The following is a 16,642-nucleotide window of genomic DNA, read 5'->3' as shown; positions in this document are numbered from 1 at the left end:
CTCCGCGAACCTATGATGCGCTCAACGAGGCCATCGCTGATGCTATTGATGAGATCCATCAAAACGATATTATTGGATGGTTTACTCACTGTTGTTACTATACTCAAAACAACTGAGAAACGCTATAGTTCCAGGTGAAATACAGTTCATTCTTGAGTCAGAGGCTGAAGCATTAAAAGCCATGCCCCAGGATAAAAAGCACTGGAAACATCGAGGGCGAATGATCGTGTTTTGCTTTGATATTTAGACAGTCAGCAGGATGACGGAAATATACATCCCTAACACCGCTGGTTTCGACTCTGCTTAACTTAGATCTTGCACCTGGTGGAGAAGCGTCAACCCGCCCTGCACTCAAAGTGACAGGGCTAACAGAGTCAAAACCCACTAAAGGGGTTGAAGATCGATGAAAGCTCTAGCCATAGAGCCTCACAGTCAAATTGTCCCTTTAGTGGACAACCCTCGATTAGCGTTGGGTTTTGAACCCAACGTGGGTTGACGCCTCTTGACCAACACAGGCGCAAGATCTCAGTTAACCAGCTCAATCTCTGAGTTTCGGGTAATTGAGGGCTTCGACTTTGCTCAGTCCGATCCCAAAAGATAATTATGGTGCTCTTGTCTGATTTTGACTATATTAGCTTTCCTTTTGAGCCAAAATGTCAGCCTCCAATAGTTGTAGAAGTGTTGGAAAATTGGTGATGGTTTCAGGAATTTGTTCCCAGTCAAATATATCTAGCTGTTCCGAAAGCGTTTGTACGTAATCTTTTAGGGGTGGGTAGGGGTAGCGTTGATAAATATCTTGCAAACTATCACTAAATTCTTCGATATTTCCGATCTCTAGAGTTGTTTGTGCAGCCTGCCATACGCGGCTTTCAATGCCTCTTAGCTGCTCTGCCAGCTGACCTAGCTCTGTAGATGTAAGCTGGCGAGTTGGTAGTTTAGACGTCAACGTCGCTGGCTCTCCATCGTTCTCTGAATTAGCCAAAGCTGCTTGCATAGCTGTAAACAGCTCTTGTTTTTGAACTGGCTTGAGTAAGATGCCATCACCGAGTTCAGAGATATCGGTAACATTTTCCTCATACGGCAACGATGCTGTGACAAAGATAATTGGAATCTCTTGGATTGAAGGATCCGCCTTGAGCTTCGACACTACTTCTTGACCGTCGAGTCGGGGCATACGCAAATCTAAGAGAATCAGATCCGGGTGATGCATGTCCACAAGCTCCAATGTTTGCTGACCATCGTAGGCAAAAATGAGCGTGTGAATAGTTTCGCTGAGATAGCCCGCCAACAAGTCACGATTAGATTGAATATCATCGGCTACTAAAATCTTCATAGCCGGAAATTGATTAAAGTCATTGTCGACTGCGGCTATAGATGTGGTTTCTGTAGAAGATTGCCCCATGGCCTGGACAACTTCTACCCTGGGAAAGCAACAGGTGAATGTGCTACCTCGTCCCACCTGACTGTCTAAAGTGATGGTGCCGCCCATGAGATGGGTCAAACGATGGGTAATGGCCAACCCGAGGCCAGTGCCCTCGTATCGACGCTTAGACTGGCCGTCACTTTGAGAGAATGCATGAAAAATGAGCTGCTGGTCGTCTGCCGGAATGCCAATACCGGTATCGGTAACGCTGAGTTTTAAGTCAATGGTGTTTGCTCCAGCTTGGGAGACAGCTGGGGTACAGTCCACCTCAATGTCCACCCGCCCCTGCTCGGTAAATTTCAGAGCATTACCCACCAGATTAAATAGGATTTGGCGTAATCGCACTTCATCAACGAGCAACACGTCGGGAAGACTTTCTCCCAGGATGGTTCGCAGCTTCAGACCTTTGGCAATTGCCTTTTGCTTAAAGATGTTCTGTATATCTTTGACGATACAGTCAAGCTGGTGGGGTTCATAATGCGCCTCCATCTGGCCCGCTTCGATTTTAGAGAGATCAAGAATGTCGTTGATCAAGGCGAGTAGGGTTCTACCACTGGATGAGATCGCTTCAAGATGGTTTTGGGCAACCGCATCGTGTACCAATGGCTGCAATAAGTCAGTAAATCCTAACACCGCGTTCATCGGTGTGCGGATCTCGTGACTCATGTTGGCTAAGAATTCGCTTTTGGCTTGATTGGCGATGTCTGCCTGCTTAGCTGCAGCTGCTAAGGCATCAGCTGAAAACTTCAGGACAGCTAACATCAACATATTGTTGAGTTCGGTCGCAAATTCGAGATCTTTGGCAGACCAGGGTAGCGATTGCCCCTGTAGCTGTTCTTGCCATAAGTGAAAAGAGTTGCGGGGACACAACGACAACTTTCCAGTGTCACTGACTTCAAGAGAATCGCTAAGGCGACCTGCCCAGGTAACAGTTTGTACTTGTTCGGGTCGAAACAGCAGCAGATGGTAGGACGCGGGTTGAGGTTGCTGCAGCGCAATGGTGATGGCAAGGACGCCAGCGGGCTGATAGTCCCAAGCTTGGCTGTCAGGGTAATGCTGTCCTAGACGGTCGGTACTCCAAACATCCTGACCTTGCTCAAGCAGCCAGGGAATAAAGCTAGCTATTTCGGTTTGGGTGGGGGTGTTGCCTGCGATCGCAACCTCCTGCTCAAATACAATCGCCAGACCATTGGCTTCAAACAGGTTCAAGAAGGTGTGAGCCTCCTGGAGCAACGACTGTTGAGTTGACTGCACCGTCTGCTCGATCGCCTGACGCAGGGTGGCGATCAGATGCTTATTGTGGGCACGATAGCGGTGGCGCTCTCGGCTTTGCTGACGCATTAGCTCAAGATTGGCCAATTTTGCTAGCATAATAAACGCACTGCGGGTCTTATGGTCAATCGATCGAGTCTGACCATGATGACAGGCAATTAGCCCCCACAATCCCTGCTCATTGACCAAAGGAATGGTGATGGAGCTGGCAACGTCCATATTTTGCAGATACGTCACATGGGGTGGGGAAACACCCCGCAACCACGTCTGACTGAGATTGAGTGGAGCCGCTGTAATCGGGTTGATGGCCGGTACCAGCGGGACTGGCTGATAGTTAATATCGGGAATCCAGCGTAGGGGGTTTTCAAGAAACAGGGCACGGGCCTCAGCTGGAATATCTGTAGCTGGAAAATGAAGCCCTAGATAGGCTTCTAAGTCAGGGTGTGCGGTCTCAGCAATGACCACACCACTATCATCGGGCAAAAAGCGATACACCATCACCCGATCAAACTGCAGCAAGGTGCTGATAACCTTTGTCAGGGTCTGAGCAAAGCTCATTAGTGTATCAGCCGTCTCAAACCGGGCAAGCGCCTCGATCATTTGCTGTTGCAACGACTCTATATCAAATAGTTCTGATACGTCCGGCTCCAGTTCTAACACCACAAGCTCACCCTGACGATGGGGATAGACCCAAAAAGCTTTCTCAGTTGCCTTAAAGGTGAGCCGCTGTGGAGTCTTCTCAGATCGGGCTAATGCTGCCTGTAATTGCTCGATGTCTGCGGCAGGCAAAAGGGTGGTTAAGGATTGCCCCAATATTTGCTCAGCGGCCATAGCCAATGTGGCATTAGCACTCAGCTGTACTACCTTCAGATTATGCCAGTGCACCACCAGCAAACAGCCGTGGGGCTGAATATGCTCAATGTCTCGAATGGGATACTCTTCACACGCCTCTAGTGCTTGTAAATCAGCATTGGTTGGCAGGATCGGACTGGGCTTAGGCGACATGACGGCTCCTGATTGCCTGATCGACAAAGCAATCGCTAAGGGCGGCGGGTAGATTTTGGCGTTGCTGATGTATGACGCTGCACCGATCTATCAGAAATGCCATACATCCGCGTCCTTCAGTGTCTTACAGATGACACCATCCCGAGGAGCTGCAACGCCCAGATTGTGATCTCATTTACCAGCATCAACATTTCGCACCAGTTCTTATTTTTTCGCAATACTTTCCTTTGATTTCTTTAAAGATTTAGCTATGGTGAATGCCTGTCGTAAACAAACACCCCTCAGCACGTTTGGAGGCCATAGATATGGCAGCTACAGTTTCCCGCCGTCGGCCTCATTGCACAATTACTAGCACCCCAGATCAAGATGGGGGAAGTCTTGAGCAGCAGGATTCATCCCCCCATCATCCTGCTAATGGATTTGAAAACCTAATTCTCGTTGTGGATGACCAGCCCGCTAATCTTAAGCTGCTGCGTCAGCTCCTCACCCAGACATCCTGTAAGCTCACGTTTGCGTCTAGCGGTCGACAGGCCTTGGAACGAGTCAACGCCGTTCTGCCTGACTTGATTCTGCTGGACCTGATGATGCCGGATATCGATGGGTTAACGGTGTGCCAATCTCTGCGGCAAAACCCTGATACGGCTGATATCCCAATAATTTTTCTGACCGCCAGCCATGAGACAGAGCACCTACTGCAGGCGTTTGAATACGGTGCTGTCGACTATATTACAAAGCCCTTTGTACCTGCGGAGCTGTTGGCCCGAGTGCGGGTTCACCTCTCCTTAAAAGAGGCTCAGTCGGCACTCAATGAGCTTAACCAACAGTTAGAACAGAAGGTGCAGCAGCGCACCGCAGCCCTGCAGCAGGCGTTTAACTTTACCCAAGTTTCTCAACGGATTACCCACAGGATCCGCAGCACGTTGGATGAAACTCAGATTTATGACACCGTCGTGCGTGAACTGACCTCTATTTTAGAGCTGAACCGGTGTCAGATTGGGATTTATGACAACCATCACTCGGTTTCAACTATCACCCATGAATATGTTGAGGGACTGCCATCAGCCTTAGGCAAAATCTATCCCTTCAGTTGCTTTAACGATATTTATTTGAATTTGCATCAAGGGGAAACTGTCCACGCGCAGCTTACGAATAATGATGTTCAGCATGCTGTGCCTGATAGTGCCATGTTCCTAGCCTGTCCACTGTCAGATCACCAAAACATCATTGGCGACATCTGGCTGTATCGGACTAGCTTGACCAGTTTTAGTGATGATGAAATCTGTCTGGTCAAACATATTGCTGATCAGACAGCCATCGCCATTCGCCAGGCGCGACTCTACGAGAGTTCTCAAGCTCAGGTGAAAGACTTGGAGCGATTAAATCATGCCAAAGATGATTTTCTCAAAACGCTTTCCCACGAATTGAGAACGCCCCTAACCACCATTAAAACGTCTGCAGAAACTATAGAGTCAATGCTTTTGGAATCGGAGTGGTCCTCTCAGCATCAAGAGGTGGCGGCCAGTCTATTTTCGATGCTTTTGGAGGGTTGCGATCGCGAAATCAAACTTGTTAACGACCTGCTAGAATTTGTCCACCTTGATATCAAAACTCCGACCGTTACCTCAGACATTATCAGCATTGATGAGCTTGTTACCACGGTAACAGCGTCCTATGAACAGCGCTGCCATGACCGTAAACAACACTTTAACCTGGTTATCCCTCATCATTTACCGCTACTACACACCAATGCAGATATCGTTACCCGCGTTTTGCTTGAGGTATTAGACAACGCTGGTAAATATACGCCTGCCAGAGAAACGATTGAGTTGGTGGTATCTTACGAAAACAACCGATTTCAATTTCGAGTGCGCAACGGCGGTGTCACGATGTCAGAAGCAGAGCTTAGCCAGATCTTTGACAAGTTTTATCGCCTGCCCCAGTACGACCGCTGGCAAAATGGCGGCACTGGCCTGGGGTTAGCGTTAGTTAAAAAGCAAGTACACTATCTCGGTGGCACGGTCAACGCAGCTATTGCCAAGCAACAACTCACCGTTTGCATTGAATTACCTTCATGCCCTAGAGACTCAAATTGACTCATCTGATCGTGAGTGAAGCGACAGGATTAGGATTCAACTAAAACCTTTACCGGAATTTGCTTGTGAGCAAGCTGAGTCAGAATTGCGTCTAACGTCTGCTGACTACCAACGGTAAACAGAAGACGGTTTTTGCTGTTAAAAATTCCCCAACGTCCGGAAGGTAGCTTAGCTGTCAAAAGGGACATCATTACTTTTAATGAGCATTTATTAAGTACAGTTACAGCATACGTACTAAAAGAAATAAGCATTTACCTCTCTGGACATATTTATTTACCTACAACAATAAATAGCCCGTATCCCCCCAGCTATAGAACTGCGCCATCAGGTCAGTCCATTCCACAGCTAGAACCCCACTAAGGCCCAGGAAATCGCCAGGGGCAAATCATTTTTCTGAATATAAGAGGAAATTGTGCTTTTTGCTCGGTCTCAGTAGCCAAGTTGTAGTACCCTAACCGAATGCAACCGCCCCCAGGCCTCAAGACTGACTGAGCGCTTTCTTAAAAAACAGGATTAGAGCAGTGATCAAATCAGCACTGGTAAATGCCGCTAAGCAAGGTGATGTAGACGCTATCACGACACTATTACGGCAGGTATTGGGGCTGGACAATGCCCCGAACGTAACTGTGAGGCAAATTGCCAGAAGCCTGAAGATCACTCTAGAAGGTCCCATTGCCCCTGAAAAGGCTCAGTACGCCCAGACGGTTTATGCTACCTTGGTCTGCCTATCGTTGCCCCATATTGAGCGGATCCAGGTCCATGGCAAGGCTACCAATGCTGATGTGGCCGCTTGGGTACAGCGTTGGGAGGCCGATACGGGCTATGGGTTAATTCACCTCTCAAATCAGTTGGCCAAACGTCCTCGCAAAGCCCCCTGGTACACCGTGCTGGACCGTTGGTCTGATCAGCTCATGGGGACGGTGACACGTTGGACAACGCCTGTGCAGACTTATGCGATCGCACTTCAACAGACGCTCACCCAGAGCATAGGTTCGGTTCAGCCCCCACAGATCTCGGCATGGGCTACAGGTGTGGCGAGTTTACCGGCTGTGCAACAGGTTTCCAGGTTAGTCTTACCCAGAACCAGGGAAGCCAGTGTAGCAACCATCGGCATTTTATTGGTCACCAGCTTTGGCCTCGGTTACACCTTAGAACAGCTAGCAGGATTAGACCAACAGTCTCCAGGGGTTGCTGGACTTGAAGGAGCACCAGAGATGGAGCCGCCCGCAGATCAAGAAGGAGTCTCCATCAGTGCGCTCAGTCTGCCCACCCGAGAACTATTGGCAACAGATCTCGAAACTGCCATTAATATCGCAACACAGCCGCCTCCCATACCGACGCCTGCGGTAGTCATCAAAGCTGTCGGCGATATTATTCCAGGCACAAACTATCCCTACTATCGTCTGCCCCAGGATTCAAATGTTCTCTTTCGACGCATCGTTCCCTACCTGCAAAAAGAGAACGATATTTTATTTGGCAATTATGAAAGTACGCTGACGGATCATCCCTACAGCGCTAAAGATATTAGCCGATCAAATACCTTCGCCTTTCGTTCTCCGCCAGCCTATGCCCAGATCATTCGCCAGGCCGGATTCGATATGATGAGCGTAGCCAACAACCACTCCTTTGACTTTGGCCCAAAAGGGTTTGAAGATACCATGGCGCACCTAAACGCAGCTGGAGTAAAAACCGTTGGCCAAAAGGGTGAGATTTCGTACATTGATGTCAATGACGTGACGGTAGCATTTATTGCCTTTAGCTACTTCCCTGACCACAATTTAATGCATGACCTCACAGCCGCTGACAGCCTGATTAAGCAGGCAGAACAACAGGCAGATATGGTGGTAATCTCGGTCCATGCTGGGGCAGAGGGCACCATGGCGATAAACACCTACAACAAAACCGAGTATTTCCTAGGAGAAAATCGTGGAAATATGGTGCAGTTTTCCCGTAGTGTGATTGATTCAGGAGCGGATTTAGTACTGGGCCATGGTCCCCATGTTCCCAGGGCGATAGAGCTATATAAAGACCGGTTAATCGCTTACTCTCTGGGAAATTTCTTAGGGTATGACACATTGCCAGTGGATGGTGCCCTGGGTAAGTCAATGATTTTACAGGTGGGGTTAGAGCAAGACGGTAGCTTCTTCAACGGCAGCGTTATTCCTGTGTTGTTAGATAGGGATGGGCTGCCCTATCTGGACAACTCGTTTCAAACGGTCGCTTTGCTGCGAAAACTCATAGAAAAGAATTTTCCTAGTACACCTCTGAATATTGACGGCGATGGCCACATTATCCGCACAGATTGAGCAGCTAGAGGCATTAGCAAATAAGTAGGTAGCCTTAGACACTACACCAAGTCGGTTGCGAGGCTAAAACCCACAGTAGGTTCGAAACCTACTGCTAACTGAGGGCTGTCCGCTAAAAGGGACAGTTGGGTATGGAGGCGCTGGAGGTCGGTGGTGGAGCTATCGAAGCATCGTATAAGTGTCGTGGAAGCGTCCCCTAAACACACACCTCCGATGATTGTGTCCCTTCCAGTGGACACCCATCAGTTAGCCCTGTCACTTTGAGTGCAGGGTGGGTTGGCGCTTCATCGCCAGGTACAAGATCTCAGTCATCCTAATTAGCTATCAGATATCGAAGCCCCAAATCCGCCGCCACCAGGTGTCTCAATAACAAAAGCATCGTCAGCCTCCATAGCAACCTGGGCATTGCTGCCAATAGTCTCTATTAACCCATTATCTCGCTCAAGTCTATTTTTTCCCAGCTGTCCCGGCTGCCCTCCCTGCAAGCCAAACGGAGCCACCTGACGATGACCTGAGATAATAGCCGCAGTCATCGCTTCGCGAAAACGAATGCGCCGAATCACCCCGTTACCTCCTGGGTATTTGCCTGCACCGCCGCTGTTGGGTCGAATAGAAAACTTATCCACTAAAACTGGGAAGCGCCATTCAAGCACCTCCGGATCCGTCAGCCGAGAGTTAGTCATGTGGGTTTGCACAGCATCGGTGCCCGCAAAATCTGGACCGGCCCCAGAGCCTCCGCAGATAGTCTCGTAATACTGGTAGCATTCATTGCCAAAGGTGAAGTTGTTCATGGTACCCTGACTGGCAGCCAGGGTACCCAGCGCTCCGTAGAGCGCATTGGTCACCGCCTGGGAAGTTTCTACATTGCCAGCTACAACAGCGGCTGGATAGCACGGGTTGAGTAAACACCCTGCTGGCACAACAATCTCTAAAGGTTTGAGGCAGCCGGCATTGAGGGGAATATCGTCATCAACCAGGGTGCGAAAAACATAGAGAACGACAGCTTTACACACGGCTAAGGGCGCATTAAAGTTGTTGTCTTGCTGGGGCGACGTACCGGTAAAGTCAATACGGGCAGAGCGTTCTGTCTGATTGATCGCGATCGCTAGACGAATCTGGGTGCCATTGTCGGTAGTGTAAGTAAACTCTCCGTCGGATAGGACATCAATGACACGCCGAACAGCTTCGGCGGCATTGTCTTGCACGTGTTGCATGTAGGCCTGGACTTGCTCTAGGCCATAGTGGGCAACCATGCGCTGAAGCTCTTGCACTCCGCATTTATTGGCCGCCACCTGGGCACGCAGATCTGCTAAATTCTGAGCCAGGTTGCGTACAGGGTAAGGCCCAGACTGCAAGAGTTCCGTAATAGCAGCTTCGCAAAATTGTCCCTGCTCAATGAGTGTGACGTTGTCGATTAATATGCCCTCTTGGTCGATGGTTTTACTCTCGGGAGGCATGGAACCTGGGGTGATACCGCCAATGTCGGCATGGTGCCCCCGCGATGCAACGTAGAAAAGAGGTCCATTCGTAGGGTGGGCACCGCCCACCAACGCCGATTCGATAAATACAGGCGTAATCACCGTAATGTCGGGTAAATGCGTGCCGCCATTATAGGGATTGTTGGACATGTAGACATCGCCGGGGTTAAAGCTGTCCCCCTTAGCTTGAATTAGACTGAGCACACTTTCTCCCATGGAGCCTAGATGCACAGGGATATGGGGAGCATTGGCTACCAGCTGCCCCTGCTGGTCAAAAATAGCACAGGAGAAATCTAATCGCTCTTTGATGTTGACTGAGTAGCTAGTGTTCTGCAGGGTGATGCCCATTTCTTCTGCCACAGACCGAAAAAGGTTATTAAAGATTTCTAGCTTGACCGGATCAGGTTTATCCAACGACAGTACTGGGTCTATTGGGCTTTGGGACTCGGTCTGAGAATTGAGCACCAGATAATTCTTTGCTGTGAGCTGGGCAAACCAGCCAGGTTCAATGACATTAGTACCTGTGGGCTCAATAATAAGAGCCGGGCCTTGAATAGTGTCCCCAGGAAAGAGATGCTCTCTCTGATAGACAGAACTGTCGTGCCAGTTTCCTTTGGCATAGATGGGAACCGTAGTGATAGGACTCAGGGGCTGAGTACGCTGGTGAGTCAGGGAGGGCTCGTCAATAGAAGTTGTTTGTCCAATGGTTTCTACCGACACGGCTTCTACCATGAGAGCTTTGTTGGGCATGGTAAACCCATAACGCTGTTTGTAGATGTGCTCAAACTGAGCTGTCATCTCGCTGAGTGAGCCAAAAGAGACTATCAGAGCTGAGTCGGTGCCGCTGTAGCGTAGGTGAACCTTACGGAGGGTGGAGATTTTTTCGGCGGCTACTCCCTGATCTCTCATTGCTTGGGTGCCAGCAGAGACCAGGGACGATAGGGCTTCGGTAAGTAGCGATCGCGTTTCTTCTGAAAGGGTGGCTTCAATCGCTTGTTCTTTGAGAATACGCAGATCGGCTAACCCAATACCGTAGGCGGATAATACCCCAGCAAAGGGATGGAGAAAGATTTGTCGCATCCCCAGAGCTTCTGCGATCAAGCAGGCATGTTGCCCACCAGCTCCACCAAAGCTGCAGAGGGTATAGTCGCTAACGTCATAGCCCCGCTGAATCGAGATTTTTTTGATGGCGCTGGCCATTTTGTCGATGGCAATAGCGAGAAAACCAGCGGCAACTTCCTCAGCTTTTTGAGTTTGTCCTGTCTGTTGACTAACCTGTTGCGCAAGGGTTTCAAATCCTGCGATGACAGCGGCTTTATCCAAGGGCAGGTCCCCAGATGGTCCAAATACGGTTGGAAAAAAGTCAGGCTGCAGCTTGCCCAGCATGACGTTACAGTCGGTTACGGTCAGCGGTCCACCACGACGGTAGCAGGTAGGACCAGGGTAAGCGCCAGCGGATTCTGGTCCTACGCGGTAGCGGGCTCCGTCGAACTGCAGAATGGACCCACCACCAGCGGCGACGGTGTGAATAGCCATCATCGGTGCCCGCAGACGAATGCCGGCTACCTCGGTTTCAAAGGTGCGCTCGTAGTCGCTGCCGTTGCTACTGCCGCTATTGTAATGGGACACATCCGTAGACGTGCCGCCCATGTCAAAGCCGATAATTTTGTTAAACCCAGCGCTGGCACAGGTCTTAACCGCACCAACGATGCCGCCTGCGGGACCGGAGAGAATACTGTCTTTACCCTGAAAACGATGGGCATCGGTAAGGCCGCCGTTGGACTGCATAAACATAAGACGAGGCACCTCTCCCCCTGGCTCCCTCTCCTTGAGGAGAGGGGGGATTAGGGCGGTTTCGATTTGGTTGATATAGCGCCGTAGTATGGGTGAGAGATAGGCATCAACGACGGTGGTGTCACCGCGACTCACCAGTTTCATCAAGGGGCTAACCTGGTGAGAAACGGAAATTTGGGTAAAGCCGATGCGCTTAGCAATGGCCGCTACTTGAGCTTCGTGGTCAGGGTAGCGGTAGGCATGGAGAAATGAGATCGCACATCCCCGTACCCCAGTCTCAAACACCCGCTGCAGCTCCTCCACCCACGGCCCGTCGTCTTCTAGAGCCAGTAGCGCCTCCCCCTGAGCGCTGTAGCGTTCCGGCACCTCGATCACCTGGTCATATAGCATCTCCGGCAGCTGAATATGACGGGCAAAAATATCAGGTCGGTTCTGATAGCCGATACGCAGAGCATCCTTAAATCCTTTAGTAATCAGCAGTACTGTCGGATCTCCCTTACGTTCCAGTAGCGCGTTAGTGGCCACCGTTGTGCCCATTTTCACCACTTCAATTTGTTCAGCGGGAATCGGCTCGTCGTCTTGGAGACCCAAAATCTCACGAATTCCCTGGATAGGAGCATCGGCATAGCGACCAGGATTTTCAGACAGCAGCTTATGGACCTGCAGCTGACCATCGGGACGACGGGCCACGATATCAGTAAAGGTGCCGCCGCGATCAATCCAAAACTGCCAGCAGTCACGGCCAGAACGATGGCATGGGCGGTTAGACATGGATCAAGTAAATACAGGCATGGGGTGCAGTGTAGGCCAGGCTAGCGTGTACCGCCACTTAAACGCCGCTGCGGAATCCCAGGCGATGCAGGCTGAAATGGGCGCGATAGCTCCGGTGGCGCCATATCCGCTGCTACCGCATTTACCACAAATAGATTGGGGATCAGTACTGTGCTTAGTATCAGGCTCCGTAGCAGACTATCCATGGTTAGGGTCCAGTTGAACGATGTCACTTCGGCGCTAGCAGGCAGCCTTAATGACCTATCGGTCAGGGATAGAAATTTACGGCAAATGCGTTACAAAGCTTCAGATATGTGCAAATCACGATCAAAGAGCTGCTTCAGCGCAACTACGCCGAACCCAATGACTGGAGCCGTCCGCTACCGACCGGACAGCCCAATGAAGTGATGGCGATTTTGACCCGGAAGGTTAGAGTCGGCTCGTGTTGCGATCGCGCCATCCAGCGCGATCGCTGATTTGGGAAATAGGCCGAGCCGTGGCCATCGCTACTTGACAATGGCTCACTGCTAACGTCATCCCCAGGATCAGCAATGCCGGTTTATTCACTCAATACCAATGGTCAACTCACTGAGTTCATGGGGGTTTTTATGCCGTGTTTCCTAGCGGTGCAATCAAACAACCACGTGACGCTGCACTATCATGGAATGAAAACTCGTCTTGCACCCATGTAATTGGCAGTGTAAATTGCAATTTCAACAATCCGATCAACACAGCGATCTCGATAACTTGAATCATTTAAAACTCGATCAGCATTGCCAATAGTTACGACTGGCAAAGAACTTGGAGTATTTTCTTCACGCATCACTTGCTCTAGCGAATCATCATCTTTCATGCTGCGATTCGCAGTAAGCAGAATCATCTGGTTTTTCTGCGCTACTCTCCAAACTACTCTATCATTGCTATCGATTGATAATCCCACCGCCTCAAACATAACAAAGCGAATTGGAACAACATCAAGCCACCCTTGCCCAGCGATGCTCCCAAGCAGAATACGCGCGTGTCCCTTTAAATTGTGATCAACTAAAAAAATCACAACTGTAGCTGGTGACGTGCCTTGGATGCCTGAAGCTTTTCCCATGCAGCTTCTAGTCCAGGCGGGGGTGGTAAGGTAGAAATTTGAGCAACCCGCTCACGATTCTGCTCTTCGTAGTATTGTCGAAGTTCTTCAGTGTCCTGGATAACTTGCTGATATTCAGTTTCGACTTCGAAGCAGTTGGCCTCAATATAAGCTAGGGCCGTGTTGAGTTGCTCGTCTGTCAGCTCGAATAATCCTTGGATAAACTTAGGTGGATATTGACCTATCACATAGTCCATCACATCATAAAGGGTAATCCGAGTACCTGTGATAGTCAGCCCTCGCTCTGTACGGATAATTTCTGGTTTGTCGCTAGCTGCGGGAGTCATGGCATTACCTCCTGTGACCTACTTCATGATATCCCAAGGCAAAATGGAGGCTGATTTACTCAATACCAATAGTCAACTCATAGGAAGCATTTCCTCGAGTACCCCCCACGATCACCTGATAGTCTCCCGTATGGGGCAAAACTACCGTTTCATCCATCATTTCACGGGCCAGAATATAGCCGCTGGGGGAAATCACATCAAAAACCGCATTATCCTCCAAGGACGCGATGGATAACTCCATTTGTTGACCGCTGCTGGCCCCCAACAGATAAACATCCCGCTCCCCACGCACCACAGCGTTGCTAACAGCTGCAGCACGTTCACCCGGAGCAAACTCAACCCGCTGGCGATGAACAGCGGTCGCCCCATCTAACAGATCCGCCGATTCCAACCCACTGTCGTCCTGGAATACCGAGTCCACCAGCTGACAGTCCACCAGATCAAGCGTCTGATCCTCTGTCTGGAGTGCTTCGCTAGTGAGTATCCAAGCCTCACGGGTATTTTGAACGTCATACTCAATCCAAGTGGTAACGTCAACAACCGCATCAATGGCGACAGTGTCATCTAACGTGCCCGCAAATGCCTGAGTGTAGCTCGTATAGTAGGCCGCCTCATCATTTTGAACCGAGGACCGAGCCTCTCCCTCAATCCGAGCCTCTTTGTCTAGGGTCAAACGCAGATTGGTAGTGGTAATACCATCATCTAGCCGATAGCAATGACGACCAGGGGTTAGTGGGAAAACCTCCTGAGCGCTCAGAGACTCCTCAGGAGGGGATGCTGAGGTTGCCGAAGTATTCGATTCCGCTATTTGAGCACTGGGTTCAGAAATAGCCGTCTGAGTTGAAGGACGGGATGAGTTACAGCTGCTAAGAGCACCCATCAGGCCAGTCGCCAGAACAATGATTGCAGTAAAACGCATCCTAGTGGCAAATCCAACAGCGACAGATCTCTAAAGCTTAACGAGTAAGGGCCACCATTGCCTGGGTAATACGGCTGAGATCGGCAGGCTCAATAATATAGGGGGGCATAGTGTACACCAGCCTACCAAAGGGACGTAGCCACACCCCGTGGTCCACACACTGCGGCTGTATCACCGCCATATCCACAGGTTCATGCAGTTCGACCACACCAATAGCCCCCAGCACTCGCACATCCTTGACCAAAGACGACTCACGACAGGGAGCCAATTCCGCCTTCAGCTGCGACTCAATCCGCTGAATCTGAGCCCGCCAATCGTAGCTTTCTAAAATCGATATATTTTCCAAGGCCACAGCACAGGCCAGGGGATTCCCCATAAAGGTGGGGCCGTGCATAAACACACCTGATCCTCCCTGAGCAAAGACCTGGCTAATGTGAGGGGTAGTCAGTGTGGCCGCCAGGGACATAAACCCACCCGACAGGGCTTTGCCCACACAGAGAATATCCGGGGCAATATTGGCATGGTCACAGGCAAACAACTGTCCGGTCCGACCAAAACCTGTGGCAATTTCATCCAAAATCAGCAGCACCCCATACTGGTCACACAGCTCCCGCGCCCGGCGCACATAGTCAGGGCTATAGAACCGCATACCGCCAGCCCCTTGGACCACCGGTTCAAAAATAGCGGCGGCTATCTGGCCAGAGTTTTCCACAAGGTGCTGTTCAAAACTCGCAATATCTGTATCCTCCCACACACCCCAAAAGGGAATTTTGGGCACATCAGCAAAATACTGCTGCCGCAGCACCTGATTAAACAAATGATGCATGCCATTGACCGGGTCGCAGACCGACATGGCATCAAAAGTATCGCCATGGTAGCCGCCCCGCACCGTCAGAAACCGATGCTTTTCCGGCTGACCCAGGTTATACCAGTATTGAATCGCCATTTTCATGGCCACTTCCACCGACACTGACCCCGAATCACAGAAAAATACCTGCTGCAGCGGCTCTGGTGTCAGGTCTACTAACTTCTGGGCTAGCTGTACCGCTGGCTGGTGGGTTAGGCCCCCAAACATCACATGGGACATGCGCTCCATCTGCTCGCGGGCCGCACGATTGAGCCGAGGATGGTTATAGCCATGGATACAGGTCCACCAGGAGGACATGCCATCCACGAGAGTACGGCCATCTTCTAGCTCAATGTGTACACCGTGGGCCGACTTGACCGGAAAAATCGGTAAGGAGTTAGGCATAGCGGCATAGGGATGCCACACATGCTGACGGTCGATGGCGAGGAGCTGGTCGGTGGAGAGAGGATGCATTGTTGGGGGACGTGGGTTGATTAATCTTGGCTGCAACCTGTTATTGCTCTGATTAATCTTGGACAGTCACTGTAACTTTCTCAGAGATGACTGGATTATCGTGGGGAATATGGCTATAGTTTCCCAACACCAGCTGCAGCGTATGGTCACCAGGGGTCAAACTGAGCTGGGTTTCGGTTTGACCTGCGCCGTAGTGGAGAACTTGCTCAGACCCCTGGAGAGGCTCAGTCAGTGACGGCAGTTCGCCCACATCGATCAGCAAATGATGGTGACCGGTATTGGGGCGGTCTACGCCAGCCGGAGCAATCCCCATGCCTGACAGACCAAACTGGACGATAAACGGGGAGCTGACCGCATCGCCGTCCTGGGGAGAAATGATATAGGCAGTAGCTGCCTCGGGGGCTGGAGACAGGTCCGCAGCATAGACAGGGGACACCAGCAGGCTGAAAAGACAAGCCAGACAGAGGATAGAAAAAGTAAGACCGCGCTGAATATAGGTCACCATGGATAAAATACACATCAAGAGAACATTCTCTATGGTAAGCCGTTGCGTTACCACTACGGTCATATCCCCAACTGGCACAGTGTATTTAAACGATTTTTCAATAGTTTAAGCCCCTATTCCATAGTCCACCTATCAAAAGTGTCCTCTACTCTTTTCCGTTACCAGGGCCAGAAAGATACAACAGAATCATGAAAGCGAGGTTCAGTTTTTACGGGTTTCAAAAACCGATAAAAAACTAGCCTCGTCTAGCCATCAAACGTTTCGAGGAATTCAACCATCATGTTTAATCGTATTCTTTGCACCCTAGGTCTCCCCGCTGCTGTTCTTGCT

Annotated in this window: 11 protein-coding genes; 3 read left to right on the top strand and 8 right to left on the bottom strand. The window is 50.3% G+C overall.

Translation table 11 applies throughout. From position 1 onward, the window contains the following. Positions 1 to 631: 631 nt before the first annotated feature. Positions 632 to 3,700 carry an ATP-binding protein gene (locus IQ260_RS13735; protein ID WP_193993675.1) on the bottom strand — a complete coding sequence of 1,023 codons (3,069 nt, stop codon included), beginning with the start codon at positions 3,698 to 3,700 and terminating at the stop codon, positions 632 to 634. A 305-nt stretch (positions 3,701 to 4,005) separates the two neighbouring features. Between IQ260_RS13735 and IQ260_RS13730 the strand changes: the two genes are divergently transcribed. After that, complete coding sequence (locus tag IQ260_RS13730) at positions 4,006 to 5,793, top strand: hybrid sensor histidine kinase/response regulator (protein ID WP_193993674.1); 1,788 nt, start codon at positions 4,006 to 4,008, stop codon at positions 5,791 to 5,793. A 521-nt stretch (positions 5,794 to 6,314) separates the two neighbouring features. Continuing rightward, positions 6,315 to 8,099, top strand: coding sequence for a CapA family protein (locus IQ260_RS31695; RefSeq protein WP_193993673.1), 1,785 nt, complete (start codon positions 6,315 to 6,317; stop codon positions 8,097 to 8,099). A 317-nt stretch (positions 8,100 to 8,416) separates the two neighbouring features. Here the strand turns inward: IQ260_RS31695 and IQ260_RS13720 are convergent, their stop codons facing one another. Then, positions 8,417 to 12,142 carry a hydantoinase B/oxoprolinase family protein gene (locus IQ260_RS13720; RefSeq protein ID WP_193993672.1) on the bottom strand — a complete coding sequence of 1,242 codons (3,726 nt, stop codon included), beginning with the start codon at positions 12,140 to 12,142 and terminating at the stop codon, positions 8,417 to 8,419. 41 nt (positions 12,143 to 12,183) lie between these two features. After that, the gene (locus tag IQ260_RS13715) at positions 12,184 to 12,348 is read right to left on the bottom strand and encodes a hypothetical protein (RefSeq protein WP_193993671.1); all 165 of its coding nucleotides are present in this window, start codon (positions 12,346 to 12,348) and stop codon (positions 12,184 to 12,186) included. A 108-nt stretch (positions 12,349 to 12,456) separates the two neighbouring features. Between IQ260_RS13715 and IQ260_RS13710 the strand changes: the two genes are divergently transcribed. Next, entirely contained in the window at positions 12,457 to 12,618 is a 162-nt protein-coding gene (locus IQ260_RS13710; RefSeq protein ID WP_228016040.1) for a hypothetical protein, read from the top strand. A 182-nt stretch (positions 12,619 to 12,800) separates the two neighbouring features. On the opposite strand, the gene IQ260_RS13705 is transcribed toward IQ260_RS13710, so the two are convergent. The 5 genes from IQ260_RS13705 to IQ260_RS13685 are packed head-to-tail and all read right to left on the bottom strand — an operon-like array spanning position 12,801 to position 16,375. Next, positions 12,801 to 13,241 (bottom strand): ACP S-malonyltransferase, encoded by a 441-nt coding sequence (locus IQ260_RS13705; protein WP_228016037.1) that lies wholly within the window; start codon positions 13,239 to 13,241, stop codon positions 12,801 to 12,803. Continuing rightward, positions 13,193 to 13,567, bottom strand: a complete 375-nt coding sequence (locus IQ260_RS13700; protein ID WP_193993670.1) for a DUF433 domain-containing protein — start codon at positions 13,565 to 13,567, stop codon at positions 13,193 to 13,195. Before IQ260_RS13700 ends, IQ260_RS13705 begins: the two co-directional genes overlap by 49 nt. A gap of 55 nt (positions 13,568 to 13,622) precedes the next feature. Then, the gene (locus IQ260_RS13695; protein ID WP_193993669.1) at positions 13,623 to 14,486 is read right to left on the bottom strand and encodes a hypothetical protein; all 864 of its coding nucleotides are present in this window, start codon (positions 14,484 to 14,486) and stop codon (positions 13,623 to 13,625) included. Positions 14,487 to 14,523: 37 nt separating this feature from the next. After that, positions 14,524 to 15,807, bottom strand: coding sequence for an adenosylmethionine--8-amino-7-oxononanoate transaminase (gene bioA / locus IQ260_RS13690; protein ID WP_193993668.1), 1,284 nt, complete (start codon positions 15,805 to 15,807; stop codon positions 14,524 to 14,526). 52 nt (positions 15,808 to 15,859) lie between these two features. Then, complete coding sequence (locus tag IQ260_RS13685; protein ID WP_228016035.1) at positions 15,860 to 16,375, bottom strand: DUF4399 domain-containing protein; 516 nt, start codon at positions 16,373 to 16,375, stop codon at positions 15,860 to 15,862. Positions 16,376 to 16,642 lie beyond the last annotated feature (267 nt).

The sequence above is a fragment of the Leptolyngbya cf. ectocarpi LEGE 11479 genome (assembly GCF_015207065.1).
Classification (GTDB): Bacteria; Cyanobacteriota; Cyanobacteriia; order Phormidesmidales; family Phormidesmidaceae; genus Leptothoe; species Leptothoe ectocarpi.
Note: the sequence above shows the minus strand (reverse complement) of the source record. Positions and strands in the feature narration are given on the sequence as shown.